The sequence below is a fragment of the Burkholderia sp. AU39826 genome (genome assembly GCF_020419965.1).
GTDB classification, from domain to species: domain Bacteria; phylum Pseudomonadota; class Gammaproteobacteria; order Burkholderiales; family Burkholderiaceae; genus Burkholderia; species Burkholderia semiarida.
Genome location: NZ_JAIZQG010000008.1, coordinates 1 through 25,569, shown reverse-complemented (window position 1 = coordinate 25,569; position 25,569 = coordinate 1). Strand labels below are relative to the sequence as shown.

General features: G+C 66.2%; 27 protein-coding genes and 1 tRNA gene. 9 read left to right on the top strand and 19 right to left on the bottom strand.

Going from position 1 to position 25,569, the window contains the following annotated elements; all coding sequences use genetic code 11:
• The first annotated feature begins 40 nt into the window (after positions 1 to 40).
• Genes waaC through waaA form a run of 3 tightly spaced genes read left to right on the top strand, consistent with a single transcriptional unit; the run spans position 41 to position 3,334 of the window.
• Entirely contained in the window at positions 41 to 1,036 is a 996-nt protein-coding gene (gene waaC / locus LGM42_RS16555) for a lipopolysaccharide heptosyltransferase I (RefSeq protein ID WP_059574183.1), read from the top strand.
• A 23-nt stretch (positions 1,037 to 1,059) separates the two neighbouring features.
• Complete coding sequence (locus tag LGM42_RS16550) at positions 1,060 to 1,944, top strand: Kdo hydroxylase family protein (protein ID WP_226232679.1); 885 nt, start codon at positions 1,060 to 1,062, stop codon at positions 1,942 to 1,944.
• A 37-nt stretch (positions 1,945 to 1,981) separates the two neighbouring features.
• Positions 1,982 to 3,334 carry a lipid IV(A) 3-deoxy-D-manno-octulosonic acid transferase gene (waaA, locus tag LGM42_RS16545; RefSeq protein WP_226232678.1) on the top strand — a complete coding sequence of 451 codons (1,353 nt, stop codon included), beginning with the start codon at positions 1,982 to 1,984 and terminating at the stop codon, positions 3,332 to 3,334.
• A 63-nt stretch (positions 3,335 to 3,397) separates the two neighbouring features.
• On the opposite strand, the gene ureG is transcribed toward waaA, so the two are convergent.
• From ureG to hemN, 16 genes are all read right to left on the bottom strand, one after another.
• The gene (ureG, locus tag LGM42_RS16540; RefSeq protein WP_059574181.1) at positions 3,398 to 4,045 is read right to left on the bottom strand and encodes an urease accessory protein UreG; all 648 of its coding nucleotides are present in this window, start codon (positions 4,043 to 4,045) and stop codon (positions 3,398 to 3,400) included.
• Positions 4,046 to 4,061: 16 nt separating this feature from the next.
• Complete coding sequence (locus LGM42_RS16535; RefSeq protein ID WP_060312904.1) at positions 4,062 to 4,742, bottom strand: urease accessory protein UreF; 681 nt, start codon at positions 4,740 to 4,742, stop codon at positions 4,062 to 4,064.
• Positions 4,729 to 5,337 carry an urease accessory protein UreE gene (gene ureE, locus LGM42_RS16530; protein ID WP_060312909.1) on the bottom strand — a complete coding sequence of 203 codons (609 nt, stop codon included), beginning with the start codon at positions 5,335 to 5,337 and terminating at the stop codon, positions 4,729 to 4,731. Before ureE ends, LGM42_RS16535 begins: the two co-directional genes overlap by 14 nt.
• Before the next feature lie 18 nt (positions 5,338 to 5,355).
• Positions 5,356 to 7,062: an urease subunit alpha gene (gene ureC / locus LGM42_RS16525; protein ID WP_006491061.1), complete on the bottom strand. Its 1,707-nt coding sequence runs from the start codon at positions 7,060 to 7,062 to the stop codon at positions 5,356 to 5,358.
• A gap of 28 nt (positions 7,063 to 7,090) precedes the next feature.
• The gene (locus LGM42_RS16520) at positions 7,091 to 7,396 is read right to left on the bottom strand and encodes an urease subunit beta (RefSeq protein ID WP_059641908.1); all 306 of its coding nucleotides are present in this window, start codon (positions 7,394 to 7,396) and stop codon (positions 7,091 to 7,093) included.
• A 17-nt stretch (positions 7,397 to 7,413) separates the two neighbouring features.
• Positions 7,414 to 7,716, bottom strand: a complete 303-nt coding sequence (gene ureA, locus LGM42_RS16515) for an urease subunit gamma (RefSeq protein ID WP_006406310.1) — start codon at positions 7,714 to 7,716, stop codon at positions 7,414 to 7,416.
• Positions 7,717 to 7,952: 236 nt separating this feature from the next.
• Positions 7,953 to 8,828, bottom strand: coding sequence for an urease accessory protein UreD (locus LGM42_RS16510; RefSeq protein ID WP_226232677.1), 876 nt, complete (start codon positions 8,826 to 8,828; stop codon positions 7,953 to 7,955).
• A 114-nt stretch (positions 8,829 to 8,942) separates the two neighbouring features.
• Complete coding sequence (urtE, locus tag LGM42_RS16505; protein ID WP_059574175.1) at positions 8,943 to 9,635, bottom strand: urea ABC transporter ATP-binding subunit UrtE; 693 nt, start codon at positions 9,633 to 9,635, stop codon at positions 8,943 to 8,945.
• A gap of 4 nt (positions 9,636 to 9,639) precedes the next feature.
• Positions 9,640 to 10,497 carry an urea ABC transporter ATP-binding protein UrtD gene (gene urtD / locus LGM42_RS16500; RefSeq protein WP_226232676.1) on the bottom strand — a complete coding sequence of 286 codons (858 nt, stop codon included), beginning with the start codon at positions 10,495 to 10,497 and terminating at the stop codon, positions 9,640 to 9,642.
• Positions 10,494 to 11,678, bottom strand: coding sequence for an urea ABC transporter permease subunit UrtC (urtC, locus tag LGM42_RS16495; protein ID WP_059574173.1), 1,185 nt, complete (start codon positions 11,676 to 11,678; stop codon positions 10,494 to 10,496). Before urtC ends, urtD begins: the two co-directional genes overlap by 4 nt.
• Before the next feature lies 1 nt (position 11,679).
• Positions 11,680 to 13,299 carry an urea ABC transporter permease subunit UrtB gene (gene urtB / locus LGM42_RS16490; protein WP_226232675.1) on the bottom strand — a complete coding sequence of 540 codons (1,620 nt, stop codon included), beginning with the start codon at positions 13,297 to 13,299 and terminating at the stop codon, positions 11,680 to 11,682.
• Positions 13,300 to 13,438: 139 nt separating this feature from the next.
• Positions 13,439 to 14,746, bottom strand: a complete 1,308-nt coding sequence (gene urtA, locus LGM42_RS16485; RefSeq protein WP_059574171.1) for an urea ABC transporter substrate-binding protein — start codon at positions 14,744 to 14,746, stop codon at positions 13,439 to 13,441.
• Positions 14,747 to 15,108: 362 nt separating this feature from the next.
• Positions 15,109 to 15,432: a rhodanese-like domain-containing protein gene (locus tag LGM42_RS16480; RefSeq protein ID WP_089490748.1), complete on the bottom strand. Its 324-nt coding sequence runs from the start codon at positions 15,430 to 15,432 to the stop codon at positions 15,109 to 15,111.
• Between the two features lie 14 nt (positions 15,433 to 15,446).
• Entirely contained in the window at positions 15,447 to 16,103 is a 657-nt protein-coding gene (locus LGM42_RS16475) for a protein-L-isoaspartate O-methyltransferase family protein (RefSeq protein WP_059574170.1), read from the bottom strand.
• Between the two features lie 104 nt (positions 16,104 to 16,207).
• Positions 16,208 to 16,465 carry a hypothetical protein gene (locus LGM42_RS16470; RefSeq protein WP_006488573.1) on the bottom strand — a complete coding sequence of 86 codons (258 nt, stop codon included), beginning with the start codon at positions 16,463 to 16,465 and terminating at the stop codon, positions 16,208 to 16,210.
• An 86-nt stretch (positions 16,466 to 16,551) separates the two neighbouring features.
• Entirely contained in the window at positions 16,552 to 17,943 is a 1,392-nt protein-coding gene (hemN, locus tag LGM42_RS16465) for an oxygen-independent coproporphyrinogen III oxidase (protein WP_226232674.1), read from the bottom strand.
• Between the two features lie 186 nt (positions 17,944 to 18,129).
• Here hemN and LGM42_RS16460 point away from each other — a divergent pair, with 186 nt between their 5' ends.
• The 3 genes from LGM42_RS16460 to LGM42_RS16450 all read left to right on the top strand — a co-directional run bounded on the left by LGM42_RS16460 (position 18,130) and on the right by LGM42_RS16450 (position 19,935).
• On the top strand, positions 18,130 to 18,447 hold the full coding sequence (locus LGM42_RS16460) for a YkgJ family cysteine cluster protein (protein WP_226232673.1): 318 nt from the start codon (positions 18,130 to 18,132) through the stop codon (positions 18,445 to 18,447).
• Positions 18,444 to 19,025 (top strand): DUF1439 domain-containing protein, encoded by a 582-nt coding sequence (locus LGM42_RS16455; RefSeq protein ID WP_226232672.1) that lies wholly within the window; start codon positions 18,444 to 18,446, stop codon positions 19,023 to 19,025. Before LGM42_RS16460 ends, LGM42_RS16455 begins: the two co-directional genes overlap by 4 nt.
• 79 nt (positions 19,026 to 19,104) lie before the next feature.
• Entirely contained in the window at positions 19,105 to 19,935 is an 831-nt protein-coding gene (locus LGM42_RS16450; protein ID WP_060965671.1) for an undecaprenyl-diphosphate phosphatase, read from the top strand.
• 92 nt (positions 19,936 to 20,027) lie between these two features.
• Here the strand turns inward: LGM42_RS16450 and trmB are convergent, their stop codons facing one another.
• The 3 genes from trmB to LGM42_RS16435 all read right to left on the bottom strand — a co-directional run bounded on the left by trmB (position 20,028) and on the right by LGM42_RS16435 (position 22,961).
• Complete coding sequence (gene trmB / locus LGM42_RS16445) at positions 20,028 to 20,795, bottom strand: tRNA (guanosine(46)-N7)-methyltransferase TrmB (RefSeq protein ID WP_226232671.1); 768 nt, start codon at positions 20,793 to 20,795, stop codon at positions 20,028 to 20,030.
• 138 nt (positions 20,796 to 20,933) lie between these two features.
• Positions 20,934 to 21,008, bottom strand: a tRNA-Gly gene (locus tag LGM42_RS16440).
• 108 nt (positions 21,009 to 21,116) lie between these two features.
• Positions 21,117 to 22,961, bottom strand: coding sequence for a DUF262 domain-containing protein (locus LGM42_RS16435; RefSeq protein ID WP_226232670.1), 1,845 nt, complete (start codon positions 22,959 to 22,961; stop codon positions 21,117 to 21,119).
• A 272-nt stretch (positions 22,962 to 23,233) separates the two neighbouring features.
• Between LGM42_RS16435 and LGM42_RS16430 the strand changes: the two genes are divergently transcribed.
• The 3 genes from LGM42_RS16430 (at position 23,234) to LGM42_RS16420 (ending at position 25,440) form a co-directional block, all read left to right on the top strand.
• Positions 23,234 to 23,686 (top strand): hypothetical protein, encoded by a 453-nt coding sequence (locus tag LGM42_RS16430; RefSeq protein WP_226232669.1) that lies wholly within the window; start codon positions 23,234 to 23,236, stop codon positions 23,684 to 23,686.
• The gene (locus tag LGM42_RS16425) at positions 23,683 to 24,759 is read left to right on the top strand and encodes an Imm72 family immunity protein (RefSeq protein ID WP_226232668.1); all 1,077 of its coding nucleotides are present in this window, start codon (positions 23,683 to 23,685) and stop codon (positions 24,757 to 24,759) included. The genes LGM42_RS16430 and LGM42_RS16425 overlap by 4 nt, the downstream gene beginning before the upstream one ends.
• 336 nt (positions 24,760 to 25,095) lie before the next feature.
• Positions 25,096 to 25,440: a cupin domain-containing protein gene (locus tag LGM42_RS16420; protein WP_226232667.1), complete on the top strand. Its 345-nt coding sequence runs from the start codon at positions 25,096 to 25,098 to the stop codon at positions 25,438 to 25,440.
• Positions 25,441 to 25,569 lie beyond the last annotated feature (129 nt).

Genomic DNA, 25,569 nt, shown 5'->3' with positions numbered 1-25,569 from the left:
TTTATGTCCGTCGCCGGCTGCCAGCCGGCGTTTTTTCAGCGTGCAAAAGATCCTGATCGTGCGCGTGTCGTCGCTGGGCGACGTCGTGCACAACATGCCGGTGATCGCCGATATCCGGCGCCGCCACCCCGATGCGCAGATCGACTGGCTCGTCGAGGAAAGCTTCGTCGACCTCGTGCGGCTCGTCGACGGCGTGCGCAACGTGCTGCCGTTCTCGCTGCGCCGCTGGCGCAAGAGGCCGTTCTCGGGCGCGACGTGGCGCGAGATCCGTGCGTTCCGCCGGCGCCTCGCGGCCGAGCAGTACGACCTCGTGATCGACTGCCAGGGCCTCATCAAGACGGCATGGGTCGCGAGCTGGGCGCGCGGCCCGCTCGTCGGGCTCGGCAACCGCACCGACGGCGCCGGCTACGAATGGCCGGTGCGCTTCTTCTACCGCAAGCGCGTGCCGATCGCGCCGCGCACGCACGTGGTCGAGCGCTCGCGGCAGCTCGTCGCGGCCGCGCTGGACGATCCGGCGCCGACGCCGGCCGATCCGGTCGAATTCGGCCTCGACACGCGCGCGGCGGCGCTCGCGGTGGCCGCGCTCGGCCTGAACCTGCCGGTGCCGTACGTCGTGTTCGTTCACGCGACGTCGCGCGCCGACAAGCAGTGGCCGGACGCCGCGTGGATCGAGCTCGGCCAGGCGCTCGTGCGGCGCGGCGCGTCGCTCGTGCTGCCGTGGGGCAACGACGCGGAACGCGCGACCAGCGAGCGGCTCGCGAAGGAATTCGGCGCGGCGGCGATCGTGCCGCCGAAGCTGTCTCTGCCGGCCGTGGTCGGGCTGATCGACGGCGCGGCCGCAACGGTCGGGGTTGATACAGGTCTGGTTCACATCGCGGCCGCGCTGAAGCGTCCGACGGTCGAACTGTACAATTTCGCGACGGCCTGGCGGACCGGCGGCTACTGGTCGCCGAACGTCGTCAATCTCGGCACGGCGGGGCAGCCCCCGTCGATCGCGCAGGTGAAGTCGGCGCTCGCGGGCTTCGGTCTCCTGTAATGCTGTCCACACGCGAACCGATCATGAGCGAATCCCAGATCATCGAAGTCCCGTCCGCCGACTGGAGCGGACACAACCTGTCGACGCCGCGCGAGCAGTTGCTGGCGGCGGTCGAGGAAGGCAAGGTGCTGTATTTCCCGCACCTGCGCTTCGCGATCGAAGGTGGCGAGGAAGCGTTGCTCGATCCGGCGCTCGCCGATCCGAAACGCAAGAACATCAGCCTCGCGCCGAACGGCGGCGCGCTTGCCGGCGTGCTGGGCGACAGCGTCACGCAGTCGGCCGTGCGCGCGCTCGTCGCGCGCTTCCAGCAGCAGGCCGGCACGCTCGTCGACGGCCTGTTCCCCGAATATCGCGGCAAGCTGCGCGTCGCGCCGACGAGCCTGCGGCTGATGCAGGTCGAAACGCGCCAGACGTCGTGGCGCAAGGACGACAGCCGGCTGCACGTCGATGCGTTCCCGTCGCGGCCGAACTACGGCGAGCGCATCCTGCGCGTGTTCACGAACGTGAACCCGGCCGGCACGCCGCGCGTGTGGCGCGTCGGCGAGCCGTTCGAGGACGTCGCGAAGCGTTTCCTGCCGAAGATCCGGCCGCAGTTGCCGGGCTCGGCGTGGCTGCTGAACCTGCTGCACGTGACGAAATCGCCGCGCAGCGCATACGACCACCTGATGCTGAACCTGCACGACGGGATGAAGGCCGATCTCGACTACCAGAAGAAGTGTCCACAGCAGACGATGCCGTTTCCGCCGGGCAGCGTGTGGATATGTTTTTCCGATCAGACTTCGCACGCTGTGATGTCCGGCCAGTTCATGCTCGAGCAGACTTTCTTCCTGCCGGTCGATGCGATGGTGCGCCGCGAGTGCGCGCCGCTCGGCATTCTCGAACGCCTGACGGGCAGGGCGCTGGTTTGAGCGCGCCCCTGTTTCGACGCAACGCCCGGGCGGCCGCATGCTGAGGGCGATCTATCGTGCGCTGTGGTGGCTCGTCGCGCCGGCCGCGGTCATCCGGCTTTATGTGCGTTCGCGCAAGGAGCGCGGTTATCGCGAGCATATCGGCGAGCGCTTCGGCCAGGTCGCGGGCCGCTCGCCGGACGACCGCGCGCCGCTGATCTGGGTGCATGCGGTGTCGGTCGGCGAGACGCGCGCCGCGCAGCCGCTGATCGATGCGCTGATGCGCGCGCGCCCCGATGCGCGCATCCTGCTCACGCACATGACGCCGAGCGGCCGCGCGACGGGCGAACAGATCTTCGGCGATCGCGTGCTGCGCTGCTACCTGCCGTACGACATGCCGGGCGCGGTGCGGCGCTTCCTGCGCGCATGGCGGCCGACGCTCGGCCTCGTGATGGAAACCGAGGTGTGGCCGACGCTGATCGACGAGTGCCGCCGCGCGGACGTGCCGCTCGTGCTGACCAATGCGCGGATGTCCGCGCGTTCGTTCCGGCGCGCGGCGAAGTTCGGCGCGGCGACGCGCGACGTGTTCGGCGGCTTCTCGCGCGTGCTCGCGCAGAGCCCGGCCGATGCGGAGCGGCTCACGTCGCTCGGCGCCCGCAACGTGACCGTGCTCGGCAACCTGAAGTTCGACATGACGACGCCGCCGGAGCTCGCGGCACGCGGCCATGCGTGGCGCGACGCGATCGGCGCGCGGCCGGTGTGGGTCGCGGCCAGCACGCGCGAGAACGAGGAAGCGCTGGTGCTGCAGGCGTTCGCGGAAATGCGCACGCCCGGCGCGTTGCTGGTGCTCGTGCCGCGTCATCCGCAGCGCTTCGCCGAAGTCGAGGCGCTCGTCGTGCGCAGCGGGCTCAAGTGCGTGCGGCGCTCCGTCTGGGCGGCCGATGCGGCCGCGCTCGCGGCCGGCCGGCCGGCCGCCGAACCGTTGGCCGGCGACGTGACGGTGCTGCTCGGCGATTCGATGGGCGAGCTCGGCGCGTACTACGCGGCGGCCGACATCGCGTTCATCGGCGGCAGCCTGCTGCCGCTCGGCGGGCAGAACCTGATCGAGGCGTGCGCGGTCGGCGTGCCGGTGCTGATCGGGCCGCACGTGTTCAACTTCACGCAGGCGACCGCCGATGCGGTCGCGGCCGGTGCGGCGATGCAGGTCGCGGATCCGCTCGATCTCGCGCACGTGCTCGACGCGCTGTTCGCCGACAAGGCGCGGCGCATCGCGATGGGCGCGGCCGGCGCGGCGTTCGCGGCGCGTCACCGCGGTGCGACCGCGCGCACGGTCGACGTGCTCGCCGCGCTGCTGCCGCCTGTCGAGGCCGACACGCGTGCGCTGCCGGGCGCCGCTTCCGAAGACGAATAGACGAAGGGCGGCGCAAGGCCGCCCGCGCACGCATGGCGGCGACGCGAGCCGCCGCCATGCCGCTCACACCGTCAGCAAGCCCTTCTTCTCGATGAACGCGATCACGTCCGCGACGCCGTCGAGCGCCTTCAGGTTCGTCATCACGTAAGGCCGCTCGCCGCGCATTTTCTTCGTGTCGGACGCCATCACGTCGAGGTTCGCGCCGACCAGCGGCGCGAGGTCGGTCTTGTTGATCACGAGCAGGTCGGACTTCGTGATGCCGGGGCCGCCCTTGCGCGGAATCTTCTCGCCGCCGGCCACGTCGATCACGTAGATCGTCAGGTCCGACAGCTCGGGGCTGAAGGTCGCCGCGAGATTGTCGCCGCCGGACTCGATGAACACGATGTCGGCATCGGGAAAGCGCGCGAGCATCCGGTCGACCGCTTCGAGGTTGATCGACGCATCCTCGCGGATCGCCGTGTGCGGGCAGCCGCCCGTCTCGACACCCATGATGCGTTCCTCGGGCAGCGCGCCGGCCACCGTCAGCAGCCGCTGGTCTTCCTTCGTATAGATGTCGTTCGTGATCGCGACGAGGTCGTACTTGTCGCGCATCGCCTTGCACAGCATTTCGAGCAGCGTGGTCTTGCCGGAGCCGACGGGGCCGCCTATGCCGACGCGCAGCGGCGGCAGTTTCTTCGTGCGGCGGGCGGAGGAGGGAGCAGGTGCGTTCATGGTCGGGCGAAGAGGTTCAGGAGCGGAACAACCGCGAGTACTGGGTTTCGTGCCGCGCGGACAGGATGCCGAGCTGCGGCGCGAACGTGTTGACGGCGTCGGGCGGCGTCGCGAGCGCGCGGCGCACGGCCGCGTCGATCGCGCCGCGCAGCGCGACGATGATGCGTTGCCCGGCGAGCTGGCCGAGCGGCACGGCCTTCAGCGCGGCGGACGTCTGGTTCTCGACCCAGCCGAATGCATACGCGGCGAGCGTCGCGTCGGCGCTCGCGTCGTGTGCGGCGGCCGCGTACGCGAACGCGGTCGGCAGCGCGATCGGCGCGATCGACGCGAGCGTCGCGCGGCGTGCGGCGTCGCCCCATTCGAGCGACACGCACAGCTGCGCGAGCGACCAGCCCATCTGTTCGGTTTCGCGGCGCAGTTCGGCCGATTCCCGGCTCGCGACGAACCACGCGTTTTCGGCGGCGAGCGCGTGCGTGTCGTGCGCCTGCCAGCGGGCGAGCTGGTGCGCGAGGAACGGCAATTCGCCGTGCGCGAGCACGTCGGTCAGGCCGCTCGCGATCCAGTCGCGCGCGGAATCGGCGTCGCGGATCAGGTTCGCGTCGAGCGCGGCTTCAAGGCCCTGCGAATAGCTGTACGCGCCGATCGGTAGTGCGGGCGACGCGAGGTGCAGCAGCGCGACGAGTTCAGTGGTGGTCATGACCGTGGTGGCCATGCGTGCAGCCGGGACCATGCTGATGGCCGTGATCGTGATCGTGATCGTGATCGTGCGAATGCCCGTGGTGTTCGCCGAACACCTGCTGCGCGAGCGCGTAGTCCTCGGCGAACGTCGCGTCGTGTCCGTGCTTGTGGCCGCCGCCGTACGCGCCGGCTTCCGGCTGGAACGGTGCGTGCGTTTCCTCGACCTGCGTGCCGAGCCGGCGCAGCATGTCCGCGAGCACCGGATCGGCCTCGAGCTTCAGGTAGCCGTCGCCGATCTCGACCGGCGTGTGACGGTTGCCGAGATGGTAGGCGGCACGCATCAGCGTGAGCGGGTCGGCCGCGCGTACGAGCAGCACGGTTTCGGCGGCAGCGGCGATGCGCACGAGCGCGCCGTCGTCGGCGACGAGCACGTCGCCGTCGCGCAGCACGGTGCCGCGCGGCAGCAGGACCGCGACGTCCTCGCCGGTGTCGAGCGTCGCCGCGAGGCGGCTCTTGCAGCGGGCGTCATAGGCGAGCGTGAGCGTCGGCGCGCGCGCGACGAGCGACGCGGCGAGTTTCACGTTCGGGGCAATGCGTTTGTCGAGGGTGCGCATGAAACTGGGGATTCCGAATCAGAACAGGAAATAGCGCTGCGCCATCGGCAGCACCGTCGCCGGTTCGCAGGTGAGCAACTGGCCGTCGGCGATCACGTCGTAGGTTTCCGGATCGACGCTGATCGACGGGCGCCATGCGTTGTGGATCATGTCGGCCTTCGTCACGTTGCGGCAGTTGCGCACCGGCACGATCCGCTTCGCGAGGCCGTAGCGCTCCGCGATGCCGGCGTCGGCGGCCATCTGCGACACGAAGGTCAGCGACGTGCGCGCGAGCGCGCCGCCGCGCGTCGCGAACATTTCGCGGTAATGAACCGGCTGCGGCGTCGGGATCGACGCGTTCGGGTCGCCCATCTGCGCGAGCGCGATCATCCCGCCCTTCAGGATCATCGACGGCTTGATCCCGAAGAACGCCGGTTCCCACAGCACGAGGTCGGCCCACTTGCCGGGCTCGATCGAGCCGACTTCGTGCGCGATCCCGTGCGTGAGCGCGGGGTTGATCGTGTACTTCGCGACGTAGCGCTTCGCGCGGAAGTTGTCGTTGCGCGCGGTGTCCTCCGGCAGCGCGCCGCGCTGCACCTTCATCTTGTGCGCGGTCTGCCACGTGCGGATGATCACTTCGCCGACGCGGCCCATCGCCTGCGAATCGGACGACAGCATCGACAGCGCGCCGAGATCGTGCAGGATGTCCTCGGCCGCGATCGTCTCGCGGCGAATGCGCGATTCGGCGAACGCGAGATCCTCGGCGATCGACGGATCGAGGTGATGGCACACCATCAGCATGTCGAGATGCTCGTCGAGCGTGTTGATCGTGTACGGGCGCGTCGGATTGGTCGACGACGGCAGCACGTTCATCTCGCCGCACACCTTCAGGATGTCGGGCGCGTGGCCGCCGCCCGCGCCTTCGGTGTGGTACGTATGGATCGTGCGGCCCTTGAACGCGGCGACCGTCGATTCGACGAAGCCGGCTTCGTTCAGCGTGTCGGTGTGGATAGCGACCTGCGTGTCGGTGTCGTCGGCGACCGACAGGCAGTTGTCGATCGCGGCGGGTGTCGTGCCCCAGTCTTCATGCAGCTTCAGCCCGATCGCGCCGGCCGCGATCTGCTCGACGAGCGGCTGCGGCAGGCTCGCGTTGCCCTTGCCGAGAAAGCCGAGGTTGATCGGCCAGCCGTCGGCCGCCTGCAGCATCCGCTCCATGTGCCACGGGCCCGGCGTGCAGGTCGTCGCGTTGGTGCCGGTGGCCGGCCCCGTGCCGCCGCCGAGCATCGTCGTGACGCCCGACGCGAGCGCCTCGTCGATCTGCTGCGGGCTGATGAAGTGAATGTGCGTGTCGATGCCGCCTGCCGTCACGATCAGCCCTTCGCCGGCGATCACTTCGGTGGCCGCGCCGATCGCGATCGTCACGCCCGGCTGGATGTCGGGGTTGCCGGCCTTGCCGATCGCGGCGATGCGGCCGTGCTTGATCGCGATGTCGGCCTTCACGATGCCCCAGTGATCGAGTATCACGGCGTTCGTGATGACGGTATCGGGCACGTCGGCGGCCACGCGCTGCGACTGGCCCATGCCGTCGCGGATCACCTTCCCGCCGCCGAATTTCACTTCCTCGCCGTAGGTCGTGAAGTCGCGTTCGATCTCGATCAGCAGTTCGGTATCGGCGAGCCGGACGCGGTCGCCCGTCGTCGGCCCGAACATTTCCGCGTACGCGCGGCGGCTCAAGCGTAGTGTCATGTGCTGTTCCTGAAGAGCGGGGCGCGGCTTACAGCGGCCCCATCACCTTGCCCTGAAAACCGTAGACGGCGCGCTCGCCCGCGAGGGCGACGAGCTCGACGGTGCGCGTCTGGCCCGGCTCGAAGCGCACGGCCGTGCCGGCCGCAATGTTGAGCCGGAAGCCGCGCGCGGCCGCGCGATCGAACGACAGCGCGTCGTTGACTTCGAAGAAGTGGTAGTGCGAGCCGACCTGCACCGGGCGGTCGCCGGTGTTCGCGACAGCGAGCGTCAGCGTCGCACGGCCCGCGTTCAGTTCGTGTTCGCCGTCGTCGGTGAGGATTTCGCCGGGGATCATGCGCGGTACCACCTTGGTCACGGAATCGGATGATGGACGGTCACGAGCTTCGTGCCGTCGGGGAAGGTCGCTTCGACCTGGATGTCGGGAATCATTTCCGGCACGCCGTCCATCACGTCGTCGCGCGTGAGCAGCGTCGTGCCGTAATGCATGACTTCGGCGACCGTCTTGCCGTCGCGCGCGGCTTCCATCAGCGCCGCGGTGATGAAGGCCACCGCCTCCGGATAGTTGAGCTTCAGGCCGCGCGCACGGCGGCGTTCGGCGAGCAGCGCCGCCGTGAAGATCAGCAGCTTGTCCTTTTCGCGGGGAGTCAGTTTCATGAAGGCAGGCGTTCAGGAAAACGTAATTTTTATCGGTGCGCACGCGACCGGGCAGGCGCGCGGATCATCGTAGCACCGCGCTGTTTGGCGTGCGTCGTGTATCGCTTATGTAAGCAGCAAGGGGCGTGCCATGTGCATCCCGCGCGCCGTCATGCTCTTTCGTGGTGCGCGATGCGCGAAGAGTGTGCGCCGCGTGTCGCGCCATTGCGCGGAAACGGTGCGCGATGCGTGCGCGTTCAGGTTTGCCAGAGACGCAGCGGCCGCGCGTCGACGCCGTGCACGATCGGCCGCAACTGCAGCCAGCAGTCGGTGAAGTGGCGCTGCAGCGCTTCCATCGACGTCGCCAGCGCGCGCACCAGCACGACGCCGGGCGTTACACAAGTGGCGCCTGCGCGCAGCGTATCGTCGAACGGCATCCTGGCGGCGAGCGTTTCGGCGAGCGCGGCGTCGCACGCGGCGCCGGCCGCCCACAGCGTGCCGTAGGCGGGAAAGCCGGCGAGGCCCTGCGGCGCGCCGCGCAGCGGGTCGCGTGCATCGAGCAGCGCGCGCTCGGTCCACAGCGGCCGGCCGTCGGCATCGACGAGCGCCGACGTCGACGCGATGCGTCCTGCCGACCAGGTTTCGCCGGCCGCCTGCCGGCCGAGCTGCGTCGCGTCCCAGCCGATCGCGCTCGCGCCTGCGCCGAGCGTCACCGTGAAATCGAGCGCGGCGTGCGCCGCGTCGAAGAACAGGTTGTTCTGCGGTAGCCAGTCGAGCTTCGCGTGCGCGCCGACCGCGATGCCGATGCGCTGCGTCGCATCGAGGCCGTTCGACTTGTACCACTTGGTCGCGCCGGGCGTCGTCAGCACCGCGTGCGTGCCGTCGCCGAGCGCGATGTCGATGTCGAGCCGGTCGCCGCCCGCGACGCCGCCTGGTGGGTGCACGATCACCGCATGGCAGATCGCGTCGCCTTCCGGGTACAGCGGCCGCTGCACGCGCAGCGGGCCGTCGTGCAGGCGGTGCGCGAGCGTCGTGCGCGCACCGTCCCGCTCGAAGCCGAGTTCGAGACGGCCGCGCCACGACTTGGCGACGGCGGGGCGGGACAGCGGGGCGTGGGAGTCGGGGGCGGACATCTATTGGACGTGGAGAGGCTAAGACTTTCACTGAAATGCTCGGTTTCAGCGAGCGTTGAAGAAGACCATTTTAATGAAATTCTTGTCGCCTCTCGGCATTCGTCCAAGCCTTCACTACACCGCGATCAGTTCGCGCACGCCATTCGTCTCCATGTCCCGCGCATCGCCGCCCGCGACGATCTCGCCGCGGCTCATCACCCAGTAATGGTCCGCGATCGAGCGCGCGAAATCGTAATACTGTTCGACGAGCAGCACGGTCATCCTCGATTCGTCGACGAGCTGGCGCAGCGTGCGCCCGATGTCCTGGATGATCGACGGCTGGATGCCTTCGGTCGGCTCGTCGAGGATCAGCAACTGCGGCTCGCTCATCAGCGCGCGGCCGATCGCGAGCTGCTGCTGCTGGCCGCCCGACAGGTCGCCGCCGCGCCGTGCGCGCATGTCCTTCAGCACCGGAAACAGTTCGTAGATACGATCGGGCACTTTCGACGGCGCCTTGCGGCTCGCCGCGCCGACGAGCAGGTTTTCCTCGACGGTGAGCCGCGGAAAGATGTCGCGGCCCTGCGGCACGTAAGCGAGCCCGGCCGCCACACGCGCATACGGCGGCAACGCGCCGAGCGCGGCGCCGCGCCACGACACGCTGCCGCTTTTCGCGGCGACGACGCCCATCAGGCAGCGCAGCAGCGTGCTCTTGCCGACGCCGTTGCGGCCGAGCAGCACGGTAAGCTTGCCGTCGTCGGCGACGAGGTTCACGTTGCGCAGGATATGGCTGCCGCCGTAGTACTGGTTCAGCGCTTCGATTTTCAGCATCGCATCATCGTCCGAGGTAAGACTCGATCACCGCTTCGTCGCGCTTGACCTGATCGAGCGTGCCGTGCGCGAGCACCGCGCCTTCGGCCATCACCGTCACGCGCCCCGTGTCGCCCGCGAGCGCCGCGACGAATTCCATGTCGTGCTCGACGACCATCATCGAGCAGGTGCCGCGCAGCGTGTTCAGCAGCTCGGCGAGCTCCATCGTCTCGTGGTCGGTCATCCCGGCTGCCGGCTCGTCGAGCAGCAGCAGCGCGGGACGCTGCATCAGCAGCATGCCGATTTCGAGCCGCTGCTTCTGCCCGTGCGACAGTTCGCCGGCCGCGCGATACGCATCGCTTTCGAGGCCGATCAGCGCGAGCGTCTCCTCGATCTTCGCCTGCGCGGTGCGGTCGAGCCGCGCGCGCAGCGACGCGAGCCAGCCCTTGTCGGTCTGCATCGCGAGTTCGAGGTTTTCCCACACCGGATGCTGTTCGAACACGGTCGGCTTCTGGAACTTGCGGCCGATGCCCGCACGCGCGATCTCGGGTTCGTTCATCCGCGCGAGGTCGATCGTCTGGCCGAGAAACACCTTGCCCGCATCGGGCCGCGTCTTGCCGGTGATCACGTCCATCATCGTCGTCTTGCCCGCGCCGTTCGGGCCGATCACGCAGCGCAGCTCGCCCGCGTCGATCGCGAGCGACAACTTCTTCAGCGCGCGAAAACCGTCGAAGCTCACCTCGATATCCTCGAGATAGAGGATCGTGCCGTGCGACGTGTCGATGCCGGGCGGCACGACGCGCCCCATCGACGCGCTGCCGCTGACGGCGAGCAGCTCGTCGTCGGGCGGCGGCGTGAACTGATAGAGAGCCGTGCCGTTCATGCGCGTTTCCCCTTCGCGAGCAGCGTGTCGACGAGGCCCATGATCCCGCGCGGCAGCAAGAGCGGCACGAGCACGAAGATCAGGCCGAGAAAGAACAGCCAGTATTCGGCGAAGTACGCGGTGAAGAAACTCTTCGCGCCGTTCACCGCGAACGCGCCGACGATCGGCCCGATCAGCGTGCCGCGCCCGCCCACCGCGACCCAGATCGCCATTTCGATCGAGTTGCCGGGCGACATCTCGCCGGGATTGATGATGCCGACCTGCGGCACGTACAAGGCGCCTGCGATGCCGCACAGCACGGCCGACAGCGTCCACACGAACAGCTTGTACGCGAGCGGGCTGTAGCCGAGGAACATCAGCCGCGTCTCGCCGTCGCGCACCGCGGTCACCACGCGCCCGAGCTTGCTCGTGACGACCGCACGCGCGACGATGAACGCGAGCACGAGCGTCGCGAAGGTCAGCAGCAACAGCACGGTGCGCGTGCCCGGCGACGTGATCGCGAAGCCGGCGATGCGCTTGAAGTCGGTGAAGCCGTTGTTGCCGCCGAAGCCCGTCTCGTTGCGAAAGAACAGCAGCATCGCGGCGAACGTCAGCGCCTGCGTGATGATCGACAGGTACACGCCTTTCACGCGCGAGCGGAACGTGAAGAAGCCGAACACCCATGCGAGCACGGCCGGCACGAGCACGACCAGCGCGAGCGCCCACGCCAGATGCTGCGTGCCGCTCCAGTACCACGGCAACTGATGCCAGTCGAGAAACACCATGAAGTCGGGCAGGTCGCTGCCATACTTGCCGTCGCGGCCGATCTCGCGCATCAGGTACATGCCGATCGCATAGCCGCCCAGCGCGAAGAACAATCCATGGCCGAGGCTCAGGATCCCGCAGTAGCCCCATACGAGATCGAGCGCGAGCGCGGCGATCGCGTAGCACATCAGCTTGCCGGCGAGCGTCATCGCGTACGCGGACAGATGGAACGCGCTGGCTTCCGGCGCGACGAGCGCGGCGAGCGGCACGCCGATGCCGATCGCCACGCACAGCGCGACGAGCGCGAGCCATGCGCGGCGCGACAGCAGCGCGGGGCGGGGCGGCAGGCCGAGCGCGAAGCCGTCCGCGCGCGTGCCGGCGGCGGGCTTCGGCGTATCGGCGACCGGGTTCGATATCGAATCGGTGAATGAAGTCACGTCAAGCCTCCGCGCTGCGGCCCTTCGGGGCGAACATGCCCTGCGGGCGTTTCTGGATGAACAGCACGATCATCACGAGCACCGCGATCTTCGCGAGCACGGCGCCCCAGAACGGCTCGATGGCCTTGCTGACGAGGCCGAGCCCGAAGCCGCCGAGCACGGTGCCGGCGATCTGGCCGACGCCGCCGAGCACGACTGCCATGAAGGAATCGATGATGTAGTTCTGGCCGAGATCGGGGCCCACGTTGCCGATCTGCGACAGCGCGCAGCCGCCGAGGCCCGCGATGCCCGCGCCGAACGCGAACGCATACGCGTCGACACGCGCGGTTTTCACGCCGACGCAGGCGGCCATCCGCCGGTTCTGCGTGACCGCGCGCACGAACAGGCCGAGCCGCGTCTTCGTCAGCACGGCCCACGCGACGAACACCACCGCGAGCGCGAACGCGAGGATGGCGAGCCGGTTGAACGGCAGGATCAGGTTCTGCATCACGGTCACGCCGCCGCTCATCCACGACGGGTTCACGACCTGGACGTTCTGCGCGCCGAACAGCATGCGCGTCGCCTGGATCAGGATCAGGCTCACGCCGAACGTCGCGAGCAGCGTCTCGAGCGGGCGGCCGTACAGGTGCCGCAGCACCAGCCGTTCGAGCACGATGCCGACGAGCGCGGCCGCCGCGAACGACACCGGCACCGCGACGAGCGGATACCAGTCGAATGCGCCGGGCGCGTAGCGCTGGATCAGCGTCTGCACGACATAGGTTGCGTACGCACCGATCATCAGGAATTCGCCGTGCGCCATGTTGATCACGCCGATCAGCCCGTACGTGATCGCGAGGCCGAGCGCGGCGAGCAGCAGCACGCTGCCGAGCGACAGGCCGGCGAACACCGTGCCGACAATTTCGCCGCGGCGCTGCAGCGCGTGCAACGTATCGAGCCCTTGCTGCGCGGCCTCGCGCACGCGCGCGTCGGGTTCCGCGTAGCTGCCGTCCGCGTTCTTCGCGACGAGCGGACGCAGTTGTTCGATCATGTCGAGATCCTGGCGCGCGGCCACCACCTGCACGGCTTCGAGGCGCTTCGCCGGATCGGCGTCGTGCAGCGCGGCGATCGCCCACAATGCGTCGAGGCGACGTTTCAATGCCGGATCGGTTTCCTTCGCGCGGGCGCGGTCGATCATCGGCTTGAGCGCGGGGTCGGGCGACTTCAGCAGCGCGTCGATCGCATCACGCCGCGCGGCGACGTCGGGCGACGCGAGCGCGAGGCCCGACAGCGCGCCGGCGATCTTCGTGCGCAGCAGGTTGTTCAGCATCACCGGCTGCGCGTCGCCGGCCGGCGTCGCGGCCTGCGTGAGCGCGTCGTGCGCGGTGTCGCCGGACTGGATCAGCAGCCGGCCGTCGCCGGTCGCGAGCGCATCGCCGGTCGACAGCGCGTTGAGGATCGTTACCGCGCGCGGATCGGTATCGGTGGCGAGCCGCTCGATCGCGGCCGTCTTCGCGTCGAAGTCGTCGCCGGCGAGCGCGGCGGTGTCGGCCGCCGTCAGCGCGAACGCGGCGTGCGGCAGCAGGCCCGCGAGGGCGGCGCATGCCGCGATCGCGCGGGCGGCTCGGCGAAAGCGTGTAGGCATCGGGAAGTCCTGTCGGGCGAGGGGAGTCGGAGCGGCGCTGCGCCGGCGCGCGCGGTTCGTCACGGCAAGCGCGGCCGGCGCATCGACGGCGGGCAGGCGAGCGGCACGTCGCGCGCGAGGCGCGACGCGCCGCCCGGCGTCACGCCAGCGCCGCGCGCTGCCGGCGCAGGAACGCCGGAATCGAGCTGACGACGTCCGGCTTGTTCTGGTTGCCCGCGATGAACGGGCTCCACGGCTGCGCGCGCACGGCCGTCTTCGTCTTCCACACGACGTTGAACTGCCCGTCGCCGCGGATCTCGCCGATCATCACCGGCTTGTGCAGGTGGTGGTTGCCGTCCATCGCCAGCGTGAAGCCCGACGGCGCGGCGACCGTCTGGCCGATCATCGCGACGCGCACCTTGTCGACGTCGGTGCTCTTCGCCTTCTCGACGGCCTGCTTCCACATGTGGATGCCGACGTAGGTCGCTTCCATCGGATCGTTGGTCACGCGCTTCGCGCCGCCCGGCAGGTTGTTCGCCTTCACCCAGGCGGCGAACTGGTCCTTGAACTTCGTGTTGGTCGGGTTCTTCACCGACATGAAGTAGTTCCACGCGGCGAGGTGGCCGACGAGCGGCTTCGTGTCGATCCCGCGCAGCTCCTCCTCGCCGACCGAGAATGCGACGACCGGTACGTCGGTCGCCTTGATCCCCTGGTTGCCCAGTTCCTTGTAGAACGGCACGTTGGAATCGCCGTTGATCGTCGAGACCACGGTCGTCTTGCCGCCTTGCGAGAAGGTCTTGATGTTCGCGACGATGGTCTGGTAATCGCTGTGGCCGAACGGCGTGTAGACCTCCTGAATGTCGGCGTCCTTCACGCCTTTCGATTTCAGGAACGCGCGCAGGATCTTGTTGGTCGTGCGCGGATACACGTAGTCGGTGCCGAGCAGGAAGAAGCGCTTCGCGCCGCCGCCTTCCGCGCTCATCAGGTACTCGACGGCCGGAATGGCCTGCTGGTTCGGCGCGGCGCCCGTGTAGAACACGTTGCGCGACATTTCCTCGCCTTCATACTGCACCGGGTAGTAGAGCAGCCCGTTCAACTCTTCAAATACCGGCAGCACGGATTTGCGGGACACCGACGTCCAGCAGCCGAATACGCACGCGACCTTGTCCTGCGTCAGCAGCTGGCGCGCCTTCTCCGCGAACAGCGGCCAGTTCGACGCGGGATCGACCACCACCGGTTCGAGCTTGCGGCCCAGCACGCCGCCGCTCTTGTTGATGTCGGCGATCGTCATCAGCGCGGTGTCCTTCAGCGACGTCTCCGAGATCGCCATCGTGCCCGACAGCGAATGCAGGATGCCGACCTTGATCGGACCGGTGCCCGCGTCGGCTGCGTGCGCGAACGGGCTCTTGCCCGCCAGCGCGAGCGCGCCGGCCATCGAACCGAACTTCAACAGACTGCGACGTTTCATCGAGATCCCCTTTGTCGTGTTGGATGCGCGTGCGCCGTGGCGGCGCCGGCCATCGTGTAACGCAAGGCATGTGCCAGTCGCGCCGATGCACGCCCGGCGTGCCTGTGCGGGCCATCGGCGGGCATCGACGCGGTGCGGATGACGCGTCGTGCAGCATGCGCGGTCCGTTGCGGTGCAGGCGCGCGGGCGCAAATGGTGCACGAAGGTGTCGCGGCGTCGCGGCGCGGGGAAATGCCGGAACGGAAGGGGAATGAGAAACGGGCGCGCGGTGCGCGCCCGTTCGGCGGATCGGTGCGGCCGGCGGCAGGGTGCCGGGCGGCGCGGCGGCGCGGCGGCGCGCGATGCGCGGCCGGAAGGATCGGTCAGTAGCGCGGCACGGACGGGTCGACGTCGCGCGACCACGCGTCGATTCCGCCTTGCAGGTTGTACAGCTTCGTGAAGCCGCGCGATTCGAGGAACATCGCGACCTGCGCGCTGCGCATTCCGTGATGGCACACGCAGACGATTTCCGCATCGTCGTCGAGCTCCTCGCTGCGCGCGGGAATCTGCTGCATCGGAATCGACACGCTGCCGGCGATCTGCGCGGTCGCGATTTCCCACGGCTCGCGCACGTCGAGCACGACCGGCGCGGGGCGCGCCGTGTCGCCGAGCCATTCCGCGAGCATCGCGGGCGTCAGGATCTGCATGGAGGCTCCGCCGCTCAGAACTTGAAGCGCGACGGCTCGATCGCGTTGACGAGGTGGTCGATGTAGGTTTCGAACACGTCGGCGACGCGGTACTGCTTGTCGTCGATGCGCGTGATGATCTGCGCCTTCATCACCGGACGGCCGCCGACGAACGCCGACAGGCGGCCGCCGATCTTCAGCTGTTCGAGCATGTCCTGCGGCACGACCGGCAGGCCGCCCGCGACGCAGATCACGTCGTACGGCGCCTTCGCGGCCCAGCCGCGCGAACCGTCGCCAAGCACCACTTCGGCGTTGGTCACGCCGTCGTTGCGCAGGTTGTCTGCCGCGAACTTCGCGATCGCCGGATCGATCTCGACGGCCGTCACGTGCTGCGCGCGATGCGCGAACAGCGCGGCCAGGTAACCCGAGCCCGCGCCGATCACGAGCACGTTCTCATGCTTCTTGACCGCCAGCTCCTGCAGCACGCGCGCTTCGACGCGCGGGAACAGCATCTTGCTGGCGCCGCCCGGCAGCGGCAGTTCGAGATCGGCGAACGCGAGATCGCGGTATTGGGCCGGAACGTAGTTCTCACGCTTGACGATCGACAGCAGGCCCAGGACATCCAGATCCAGCACGTCCCACGGACGGATCTGCTGTTCGATCATGTTGAAACGCGCGTTTTCGATATTCATGGTGTGGTCACGCAGCCTGGTCGGCCATCAGCGGGGATAGAGAAACTTCGTGATTGTACCAAACGGCACGGCCGCGAAGCCTTCAGGCGGCCTGCAACAGACCTTTACCCCTTGCTCTTCTTGATCTGCGCCTCGAATGCGAGGTCGAGCTTGCTCGCCTTGCGCGGCTTTTTGGGGCCAAATTCGTCGACGAACTTGACGAATTCGTCGAGCGGCAGCGGCTCGCAGCGCTTTTCGGCGGTGCCGCCCGAGCGGTCGACGAGATAGAACAGGCCGCCCGCCATCGCGACGGCCGCGAATTGCGGGTTGCCGGAGCGGGTCTTCAGGCGTTCGACCGCGTGGGTCGCTTTGGTGGTGCGCATCTTGGGGGCTGGCGAAGCGGATGTAAGCCTCACACTCTATCAAACTGGCCGGGCCGGCGCCCGCCCCATGGCCCGCGCGAACGGCCCTAAACCGTGCGCGAGTAGCGCTGCCGCGGCGTCTGGCCGAGATACGCGTCGAACGCCATCGCGATGTTGCGCACGACCATCCGGCCGGCCGGGTGGATCGTCAGCCGGTCGCGCGCGATCGTCAGCAGCCCGTCGCGCTCGAACGGGCGCAGCGCGTCGAGCTCGCGCGCGAAATGATCGGCGAAGCGGATGCCGTGCGCGGCCTCGACATGCGAGAACGGCAGTTCGAGATTGCACATCAGCTGCGTGATCACGTCGCGGCGCAGCCGGTCGTCCGGAGTGAGCCGTACGCCGCGCGCGATCGGCAGCCGGCCCGCGTCGAGCGCGGTGCCGTACGCGGGCAGATCCTTCGCGTTCTGCGCGTAGACGTCGCCGACCTTGCCGATCGACGACACGCCGAAGCCGATCAGGTCGGTATCCGCGCGCGTGCTGTAGCCCTGGAAATTGCGCTGCAGCGTGCCGTTGCGCTGCGCGCGCACCAGTTCGTCTGACGGCCGCGCGAAGTGGTCCATCCCGATGTACACGTAGCCGGCCGACGTCAGCATGTCGATCGCGAGGCCGAGCAGCGCGATGCGCGTCTCCGGCGGCGGCAGCGTTGCATCGTCGATCTGCCGCTGCATCTTGAACAGGTGCGGCATGTGCGCGTAGCCGAACACCGACAGGCGATCGGGCGCGAGCTCGATGATCGTCTCCAGCGTGCGTGCGAACACCGCGACCGTCTGGTGCGGCAGCCCGTAGATCAGGTCGACGCTCACCGAATGGAAGCCCGTCGCCCGCGCGGCGGCGAGCAGGTCGGCCGTCATCGCGCGCGGCTGGACGCGGTTGATCGCCTGCTGCACGGCCGGGTCGAAATCCTGCACGCCGAGGCTCAGCCGATTGAAGCCGATCGTGCGCAGGTGGACGAGCGTCGCGGGCGTGACCGTGCGCGGATCGATCTCGATCGAGAACTCGGCGTCGGCGTCCGCCGCGAGCGCGAAATGCTCGCGCGTGGCGGCCATCAGCTCGGCCGTTTCGTCGTCGGACAGGAAGGTCGGCGTACCGCCGCCCCAGTGCAGCTGCGTGACGGGGCGGGACGGATCGAACAGCGCGGCCTGCAGCGCCATTTCGCGCTTGAGCTGGTCGAGATACGGTCGCGCGCGGCGGCGGTTGTTGGTCGCGATCTTGTTGCAGCCGCAGTAGAAGCACGCGGTGTTGCAGAACGGGATGTGGAAGTACAGCGACAGGTCGCTTGACGACGCGCCGGGGTCGCCGGCCGCGCGCACGTAGTCGGCCGGATCGAAGTCGTCGCGGAATTGCAGCGCGGTGGGGTACGACGTATAGCGCGGCCCGTTCGCGCCGTATTTCGTGAGCAAATCGGGACGGAACATCGTGTCGGCAGAACCAGAATGCATGACGGTCTCGCGCTTTTTAGATGCTTTCGAGTATATGAACGCGCGCGCGGCCTGCATTGTGTAATAACGTCGCAGCCGGCGATGGCACAATGCGGGGTAGGGCTGCCGGATACCGCGTCCGGTTGCCGCACCGTTTTTCGTTGTTCGTTTTTCGTTGTTCGTCGAGAGAGCCGAGTGTCCGTCGAAATGCCTGTCCGCCCGGCGCCCGCCGAAGTCCCGCCGCCGCACGCGTGCCGCGAGGGCTGCGGCGCGTGCTGCATCGCGCCGTCGATTTCCAGCCCGATTCCGGGCATGCCCGACGGCAAGCCGGCCGGCGGGCGCTGCGTGCAGCTCGGCGACGACCTGCGCTGCATGATCTTCGGCCGGCCCGAGCGCCCCGCGTGCTGCTCCGGGCTGCAGCCGTCCGCCGACATGTGCGGCGCGTCGCGCGACGACGCGCTCGCGTGGCTTACGCGCCTCGAGGCCGCGACGCGGCCGGCGCATCCAGGAGAGAGTTCAGCATGACCGTCCCTCGCGCGCCCGGCCGGCGCCGTTTTCTCGCTGCCGCCATCGGCGCCGTCGGCGTGTGCGTATCGCTTGCCGCGTGCGCGTCGACGTTCCCGTTCATCCCCGATCACTACACGTTCTCGCGCGGCGACGTGCAGAAGGCCGTCGCGCGCAAGTTTCCTTACCAGAAGACGGTCGCGCAGGTCGTCGACGTGTCGCTCGCGAACCCGGCCGTCAACCTGCTGCCCGACCAGAACCGCATCGCCGTGCAGCTCGACGCGAATTTCGCGAGCCCGTTCCTGCGCGCGCCCGTCAGCGGCAAGTTCACCGTGTCGGGCCAGCTCGCGTATGACGCGCCGAGCCGCTCGGTGGTGCTGAGGGCGCCGGCCGTCGACAGCCTCGTGCTCGACGGCGACGCGCAGATGTACGCGCAGCAGGTTGGCGCGGCCGCCGGGCTGCTCGCGACGCAGTTGCTGACCAACTACCCGATCTACACGTTCAAGCCGGAACAATTGCAATTTGCCGGGGTGAACTACGAACCCGGTACAATTACGATCCTTACAAACGGCATACGCGTGGCGATCGTCGAAAAGTGACGACGGGGCGCGCACGGCCGGGCGGGCCGCGCGCGCAAGAGTGGCCTTTTCTTTCGACCATTTCGGAGTTGGGCCACGGATGGACTGGATCCTGATCTGCAAGGCATTGATCCTCGGCGTCGTCGAGGGGCTGACGGAATTCCTGCCGGTGTCGAGCACCGGTCACCTGATCGTCGCGGGCAGCTTCCTGAATTTCAACGATTCGCACGCGAAGACATTCGACGTCGTGATCCAGTTCGGCGCGATCCTCGCCGTCTGCTGGGAATACCGGCAGCGGATCGTGTCCGTCGTGTCCGGACTGCCGAGCCGGCCCGACGCGCGGCGCTTCACGCTGAACGTCGTGATCGCGACGATTCCCGCGATCGCGCTCGGCCTCCTGTTCGAGAAGAAGATCAAGGCCGTGCTGTTCGCGCCGGTGCCCGTCGCGTTCGCGCTCGTCGTCGGCGGCGCGATCATCCTGTGGGCCGAGGCGCGGCAGCGCGAACGCGGCCAGCCGCCGCGCGTGATGTCGGTCGATGCGCTGACGCCGCTCGACGCATTCAAGGTCGGACTCGCGCAGTGCTTCGCGCTGGTGCCCGGCATGTCGCGCTCGGGCTCGACGATCATCGGCGGGATGCTGTTCGGCCTCGACCGCCGCGTGGCCACCGAATTCTCGTTCTTTCTCGCGATTCCGATCATCTTCGGCGCGACGCTCTATGAAACCGTGAAGGACTGGCAGGCGTTCACCGTCGATTCGCTCGGGCTGTTCGCGCTCGGGCTCGTGTCGGCATTCGTCAGCGCGTTCGTGTGCGTGCGCTGGCTGCTGCGCTACGTCGCGACGCACGATTTCACGGTGTTCGCGTGGTACCGGATCGCATTCGGGCTGTTCGTGCTGCTGGTCGGTTACAGCGGGTGGCTGAACTGGTCGTGAGGCGAATGCGAAGGCCGGTGCGCCTTCGATAAAAAAGCCCGACCGGCGCGAGATGCCGGTCGGGCTTTTTTATTTTGCGCGGGGCGGGGCGTTCAGCCTGCGCGCTTGCGGAACACCAGGTCCCACACGCCGTGGCCGAGCCGCAGCCCGCGCCGTTCGAACTTCGTCACCGGGCGGTAGTCAGGGCGCGGTGCGTAGTCGGCGGCCGTGTTCTCGAGCGCCGGTTCCGCGCCGAGCACTTCCAGCATCTGCTCCGCGTAGTTCTGCCAGTCGGTCGCGCAGTGCAGGTACGCGCCGGGCCTCAGGCGCGACGCGAGATGCGCGACGAGCGGCGGCTGGATCAGCCGGCGCTTGTGGTGACGCGCCTTGTGCCACGGATCGGGGAAGAAGATGTGCACGCCGTCGAGGCTTTCCGGCGCGATCATGTGCTCGAGCACCTCGACCGCGTCGTGCTGGATGATGCGGATGTTCGTCAGATCCTGCTCGCCGATCAGCTTCAGCAGCGCACCGACGCCCGGCTCGTGCACCTCGACGCCGAGGAAATCGTCGCCCGGGCGGTGCGCGGCGATTTCCGCGGTCGATGCGCCCATCCCGAAACCGATCTCGAGGATGCGCGGTGCAGTGCGGCCGAAGATCGCGTTCCAGTCGGGCAGCGCCGGCGCATACGGGACGACGAAGCGCGGGCCGAACTCGTCGATCGCGCGGCGCTGGCCGGTCGATACGCGGCCGGCGCGCGTCACGAAGCTGCGGATGCGGTGGCGATGCAGCGGGTTGGCTTCGTCGGCGCCTTGGTCGGCTTCGTCGGGAATGGCGTCGTCGTGCGGCGGCAGGCCGGCTTCGTTCGGATCGTCGTGCATCATCGGTACAGAGAAAGGCTCGGTTCGGGCGAGAGCCCGTTGCGCAGCAGTGCTGCCGGGCGATTCAGCGCATGGTACAAAAAAGCCGCCTTCGACGAGGGAAGAGGCGGCTCATGCGCAGGCTGCAGGGCAGCCGGAAAGTGGAGCGGGCGATGGGAATCGAACCCACGTCATCAGCTTGGGAAGCTGAGGTAATGGCCATTATACGACGCCCGCAGAGCCTGCGATTCTACAGGGGTTTCGGTGGGGATGGCAAGTGGGGCGTTTTGGCCGCTGGCATCGAAACTGGCATGGCTTGATGATCGAGCGGTGTCTCGATCGTTATCAGGCTCCCTCCTTCAATCGGTTGGTTGACCACAGCCGTTCTGCAATCCCCTTGTAGAGGCTGAAGCGCTTGTCGAAGTCTGCCTTCTTGAATTCGTTGAACGGATTGAACGGCAAACCGGTCTCCGCCTTCAGCCTTACGAATCCTGGGTTGTGAACGTAGCACAAGGGGTGTAGCGATCTGGCGAGTAGGTTCTCGCTCCGGTAATGCTCTAGCTTGTCGCTATACGGCTTGTCATTCAGGCTCGCATTGATCTTCTTCGGCAGCAGCACGAGTCCTCCGACCTTGTTGCGATGTGCGGAAAAGTCTTGGGCATGGGTGAATTCATCGGTGTGACGCTCGAAATGGTTGGCCCACAGGTGTTCGATCTCGTGGGCATTCTTGCCCGAGCGAACGATGTATTCATGGTATCTCCCCGGCTGCCCGCTTTGCTCTTCTATCCAGTGCGTGAATCGAGCCAACTGGCGATGCAGACTCTTGGCATTCCAATTGTTGAGGTAAGGTTGATCGTCCAATGGCAGTTCGAGTTCTTCCAAGGTCAATCTCGTGATCAATTTGTCGCGCAGCACCTCTAACGGCAAATTGCGCAGATCCTTGGTCAGCAAGAAGGTGGCGTATTGCAGGGTCGAGTAGTCAATCGATTTAAAATTCCAAAGCCGGCGATTGAGCCAGCAATCAAGGTAGTCTGCCGTCAGTTTGAGCTTTGCCTTCACCGTGACTTCGTCATCGGTCGGTAGCAGTGGGGCAAGCAGGACTTGAAATTGCTGAGTAAAGCCGTGGTCAGCGTTGAAACGGATGGATTCCAGTCCCGGCGTCAAGGTCGTGGATGCTTCCAACACATTCAGGTAGATGCGAGCGAAGAATCGGAGGTCCTGACGCACCCAGCGGCTGAAATCGTCACTGGTATTGAGGCCGATCAGATCGTCCTGGTCGCGAACCCAGCGATGATATTCCGTGCCGATCAGGTCGAAGTCTTCCGGTTTTGCGCCTTTCTTTCGTTCGCGGATGCCCTGTGCATACTTCGCTCGCAGCCAGGCCTTGAAGAAGTCTGCTTCGCTTTCTTTAGTTTCCCCGTCGCTGTCATGCTTGGCAAAGGCGAGCAACCAGTTCTTAATTTCCTTATTGGCCTCAGCGCGCTTTGCTGTGTCGGTGATGCTTGCGAGCAGGTAGCCCTTGAGCATGTCCGTATTCGATAGCGACAGCCCTCGGTCATTCATGGTCTCGAAGATCGTGTAGGCGTCAGCATCGGCGTATGCCGTGATCTCGACCAATTGCGTTTTGTTACGGAGCCAATCGACGAAGTAAGGTAGTGCCTTACCGGTAGCAATCTCGTCGGGAAATGCGTCAACGATGTCGTTGTAGCGTCCGATCAGGTTCCGTATCGATTCGACCTGATCGATGGAATCATATGGCTCGCCGTCGAACAGCGCGTTCATGCACTCGTTGCGTTCGGGAATATCGAGATTGAAAGACTTCTCGCCGTACTCGTCGGAGAAGATCATCTTCTCGACCGAAACTGCATCCGTCCGGTCTTTCTGGATGCTGTGTAGGTAGATCAGCAGCAGCGTGAGGCTGGTCAGCCGCTGCTGACCATCGACGATCTGCTTTTTATCGTCCGGCTGGCTGATGACGATGGAGCCCAGGAAGTAGTGGCCGTAAGAGGCTACGTCCTTGCGCTCGTGCTGTGGTTGGTACTCTTCGAGGAATGCTGAGGTGAGGTCGGAGACCAGTTCGACGATCTGCTTGGGCTGCCACTTGTACTCACGCTGGTAATAGTCGATGCCGTATTTGGTATCGCTCAGCAGTTCGCGCACGCTGCGCGTTTTCGCCTGAATCTCTCTCATCGCTCGGTCCCTGATTGGAACCTAACTGTACCGCATTCCTTGCGTGCGCAGACTCCACCGATGCGAGTTTTGTCGATGCTTCAACTGAGGAGTGTCATCAGGGAGCGGCGGCTATATCGTCAGCTTCTTGCAGTTGGCGCCGGGTGAAAACTGGCATCGCAGCGAAGCGCGCATGAACAGTGGTTCTTCGTGGAGCTGGGAGAAATTATGACGTGAGAATGCGCGTAGACAGTGACTCTGATTAACGCGCCGGGGCTTGGGAAGCTGAGGTGTTGGCCATTATACGACGCCCGCAGAACGGAAAGTTCTACAGGGGTTTGCTGGCGGATGGCAAGCGGAAGGATTTGGCGGCTGGCATCACTCGACGCTGGAGCGGTGGCGTCGCTGGCAGTGTCGGGTGGAAGGGGCGGATTGCCGAGCAATGGGACAACGAAAAAGAAGTTGCCACCATGCGTTTGCTGGTCGGAGGCGATCTTCAATTCTTCGTGGACTTTGAGCACTCGTTCAATGCGCCCGTGAAAAAATGGATAGAAGCGCAGCTCGCGAACGGGCAACTCAAGGCACTTCGGACGCATTGGACCGACGTTAAGCTACCCGATCAAGCAACCGCGCGAGCGCTCATGCTGGCCGAGCGGGAGCGATCGGCCAAGATCAGACAGGAAGGTTACGCGCGGAGAGCGGTAGCCGATGCGGGCAAACAATCGACGGACGAACAGGTTCCATGATGTTGAATATTTTGACCATGACCCCCGAGCAGGAACAGGATGCGCGAGCAAAGGCGTTTTATCTGCTCAAGAAATGGACGAGCTTCACGTTTCTGGAATACACCGTTGGACTATATCGGGACTTTCTCGGCGCGTACGCACAACAACTGGATACACCGAGCCCCAATCAGGCGGAGCTTGAGGAAGCCTACATACATGACTTCTTGGGGGCACTGGTGCAAATGGATCTGGGCATCGATGCATTGCGCCGAGGCCTTGACAAGCGAGCAGCATACGACGCGCTGATTGTAGGAAGCCAGCAAGGTGGCGACCTGTTGTTTGGGCGGAGTGCGCTTGAAATCGGTCGTAAATACGATCCGTTTTTTCATTCACTGGGACTAAAGGACACCAACTTTTCGGACCCGGTATATGCCACTGGGTTCGCGGAGGGAGTGTGGATCGAGAGATTGATTTGCTACGCGCTCAAGTGCACGGTCGGATTCGGTTTTACCGGGATGCTCGCATATGGAACACGTGCGGACGGCGGGACCCGCGTTTTTGAGCACTGGACCTACGAATCCATGTTCGAAGATGCGCCCCTTCCTGCTTGGCGATATTGGCCACCCGGTCGTACCTATCCCGCATCGCTTCCTCCCTGTCCGCCCAAGAACGAATCCGCAAGCGGCGAGGTTTGCTGCGATCAGGAGATTCCTGTCGAGGGTATCTGGGAACCATGGTTTCCGGCTGGCAAGGTTGGATGTCCGAGTTACTTCCTCAAGGGCAGTATCGCCCACAAGTACCTGTTGGAAGGTACCAACGACGAACATGTGGTGCGCTGGCGGCTATTGTGGGAAGACAAGCGTTATCGGGACGGCAGCATCCCGGCAGAGGAGGAGACCTACCTCCCCAAGCCTGCTGCGCAACCAAGGCTACGTGCCCTGCCCGGGGAGCCTTGTCCGCGCGCCGGCTATTGGCAAAGTCCTGCCGTGAAAGATTCGGTTTATGTCGAGGCCGGAACGCCTATGCCAGGACCTCAACGCACGGCATGGGGAATGGTCATTTGGCATTACTCGGACCCTCAGCCGAACAATTGAATCGCGATTGGAACAAGAGCACGTCGATCGGCCCCGACGAAGGGGTGTTGCGTCGTTGGCCGCAGCAACTCTAACTCGGGCGTCAAGCCACGCAGCAGGGCAGATGGTTTGTGTGGTTTTCGATGTGCCGTGCTTCTGTTCATACGCGTAGAGGGTACGAGCCCAGCATCTCGACAGTGAACGAATGGCGCTATGCGAGCACGTCGACTGCAACGTGAGGCGGCCCGCCAGCCAATGTCGAAAATAGACGAGTCGGCGTCGGAAGCATACAAGCCCGGGTAAAGCTTTCGAACTAACGTGACAGGTCTTTCATACGATCGTCAGTCTGGAGCCGACATGTCCGATTTCATCACCGTTCTGCGCAAAACCTGCCCGACGCCTGTCGTTGACGCGACCAAGTGGAAGCGCATTGGCGGCGATCCGCACACCGTGAACCTCAACGCGTATGTCTCGAAGGACGGCGGCAAGATCATGGGTACCTGGATCTGCACGCCGGGCAAGTTCGAGGTGAATTACGAAAAATGGGAGTACTGCCACTTCCTCGATGGCTACTGCATCATCACGCCGGAAGGCGAGGAGCCGGTGCACCTGAAAGCCGGCGACGTGTTCGTGATCGAACCCGGCATGAAAGGGACGTGGGAAGTGGTGGAGACGGTGCGCAAGTACTTCGTCTTCGCCTGAGTGGAGGTATCCGGAATTTAGTGTGTGAGGCGGGTTGAGATTCAGACTCCAATGTTGAATCGTTCTGGGTAAAGCAGTGCGAACTGAGTCATGGCGCTCTTCCAATCGTGCCGGGAACCCGTCCACTTG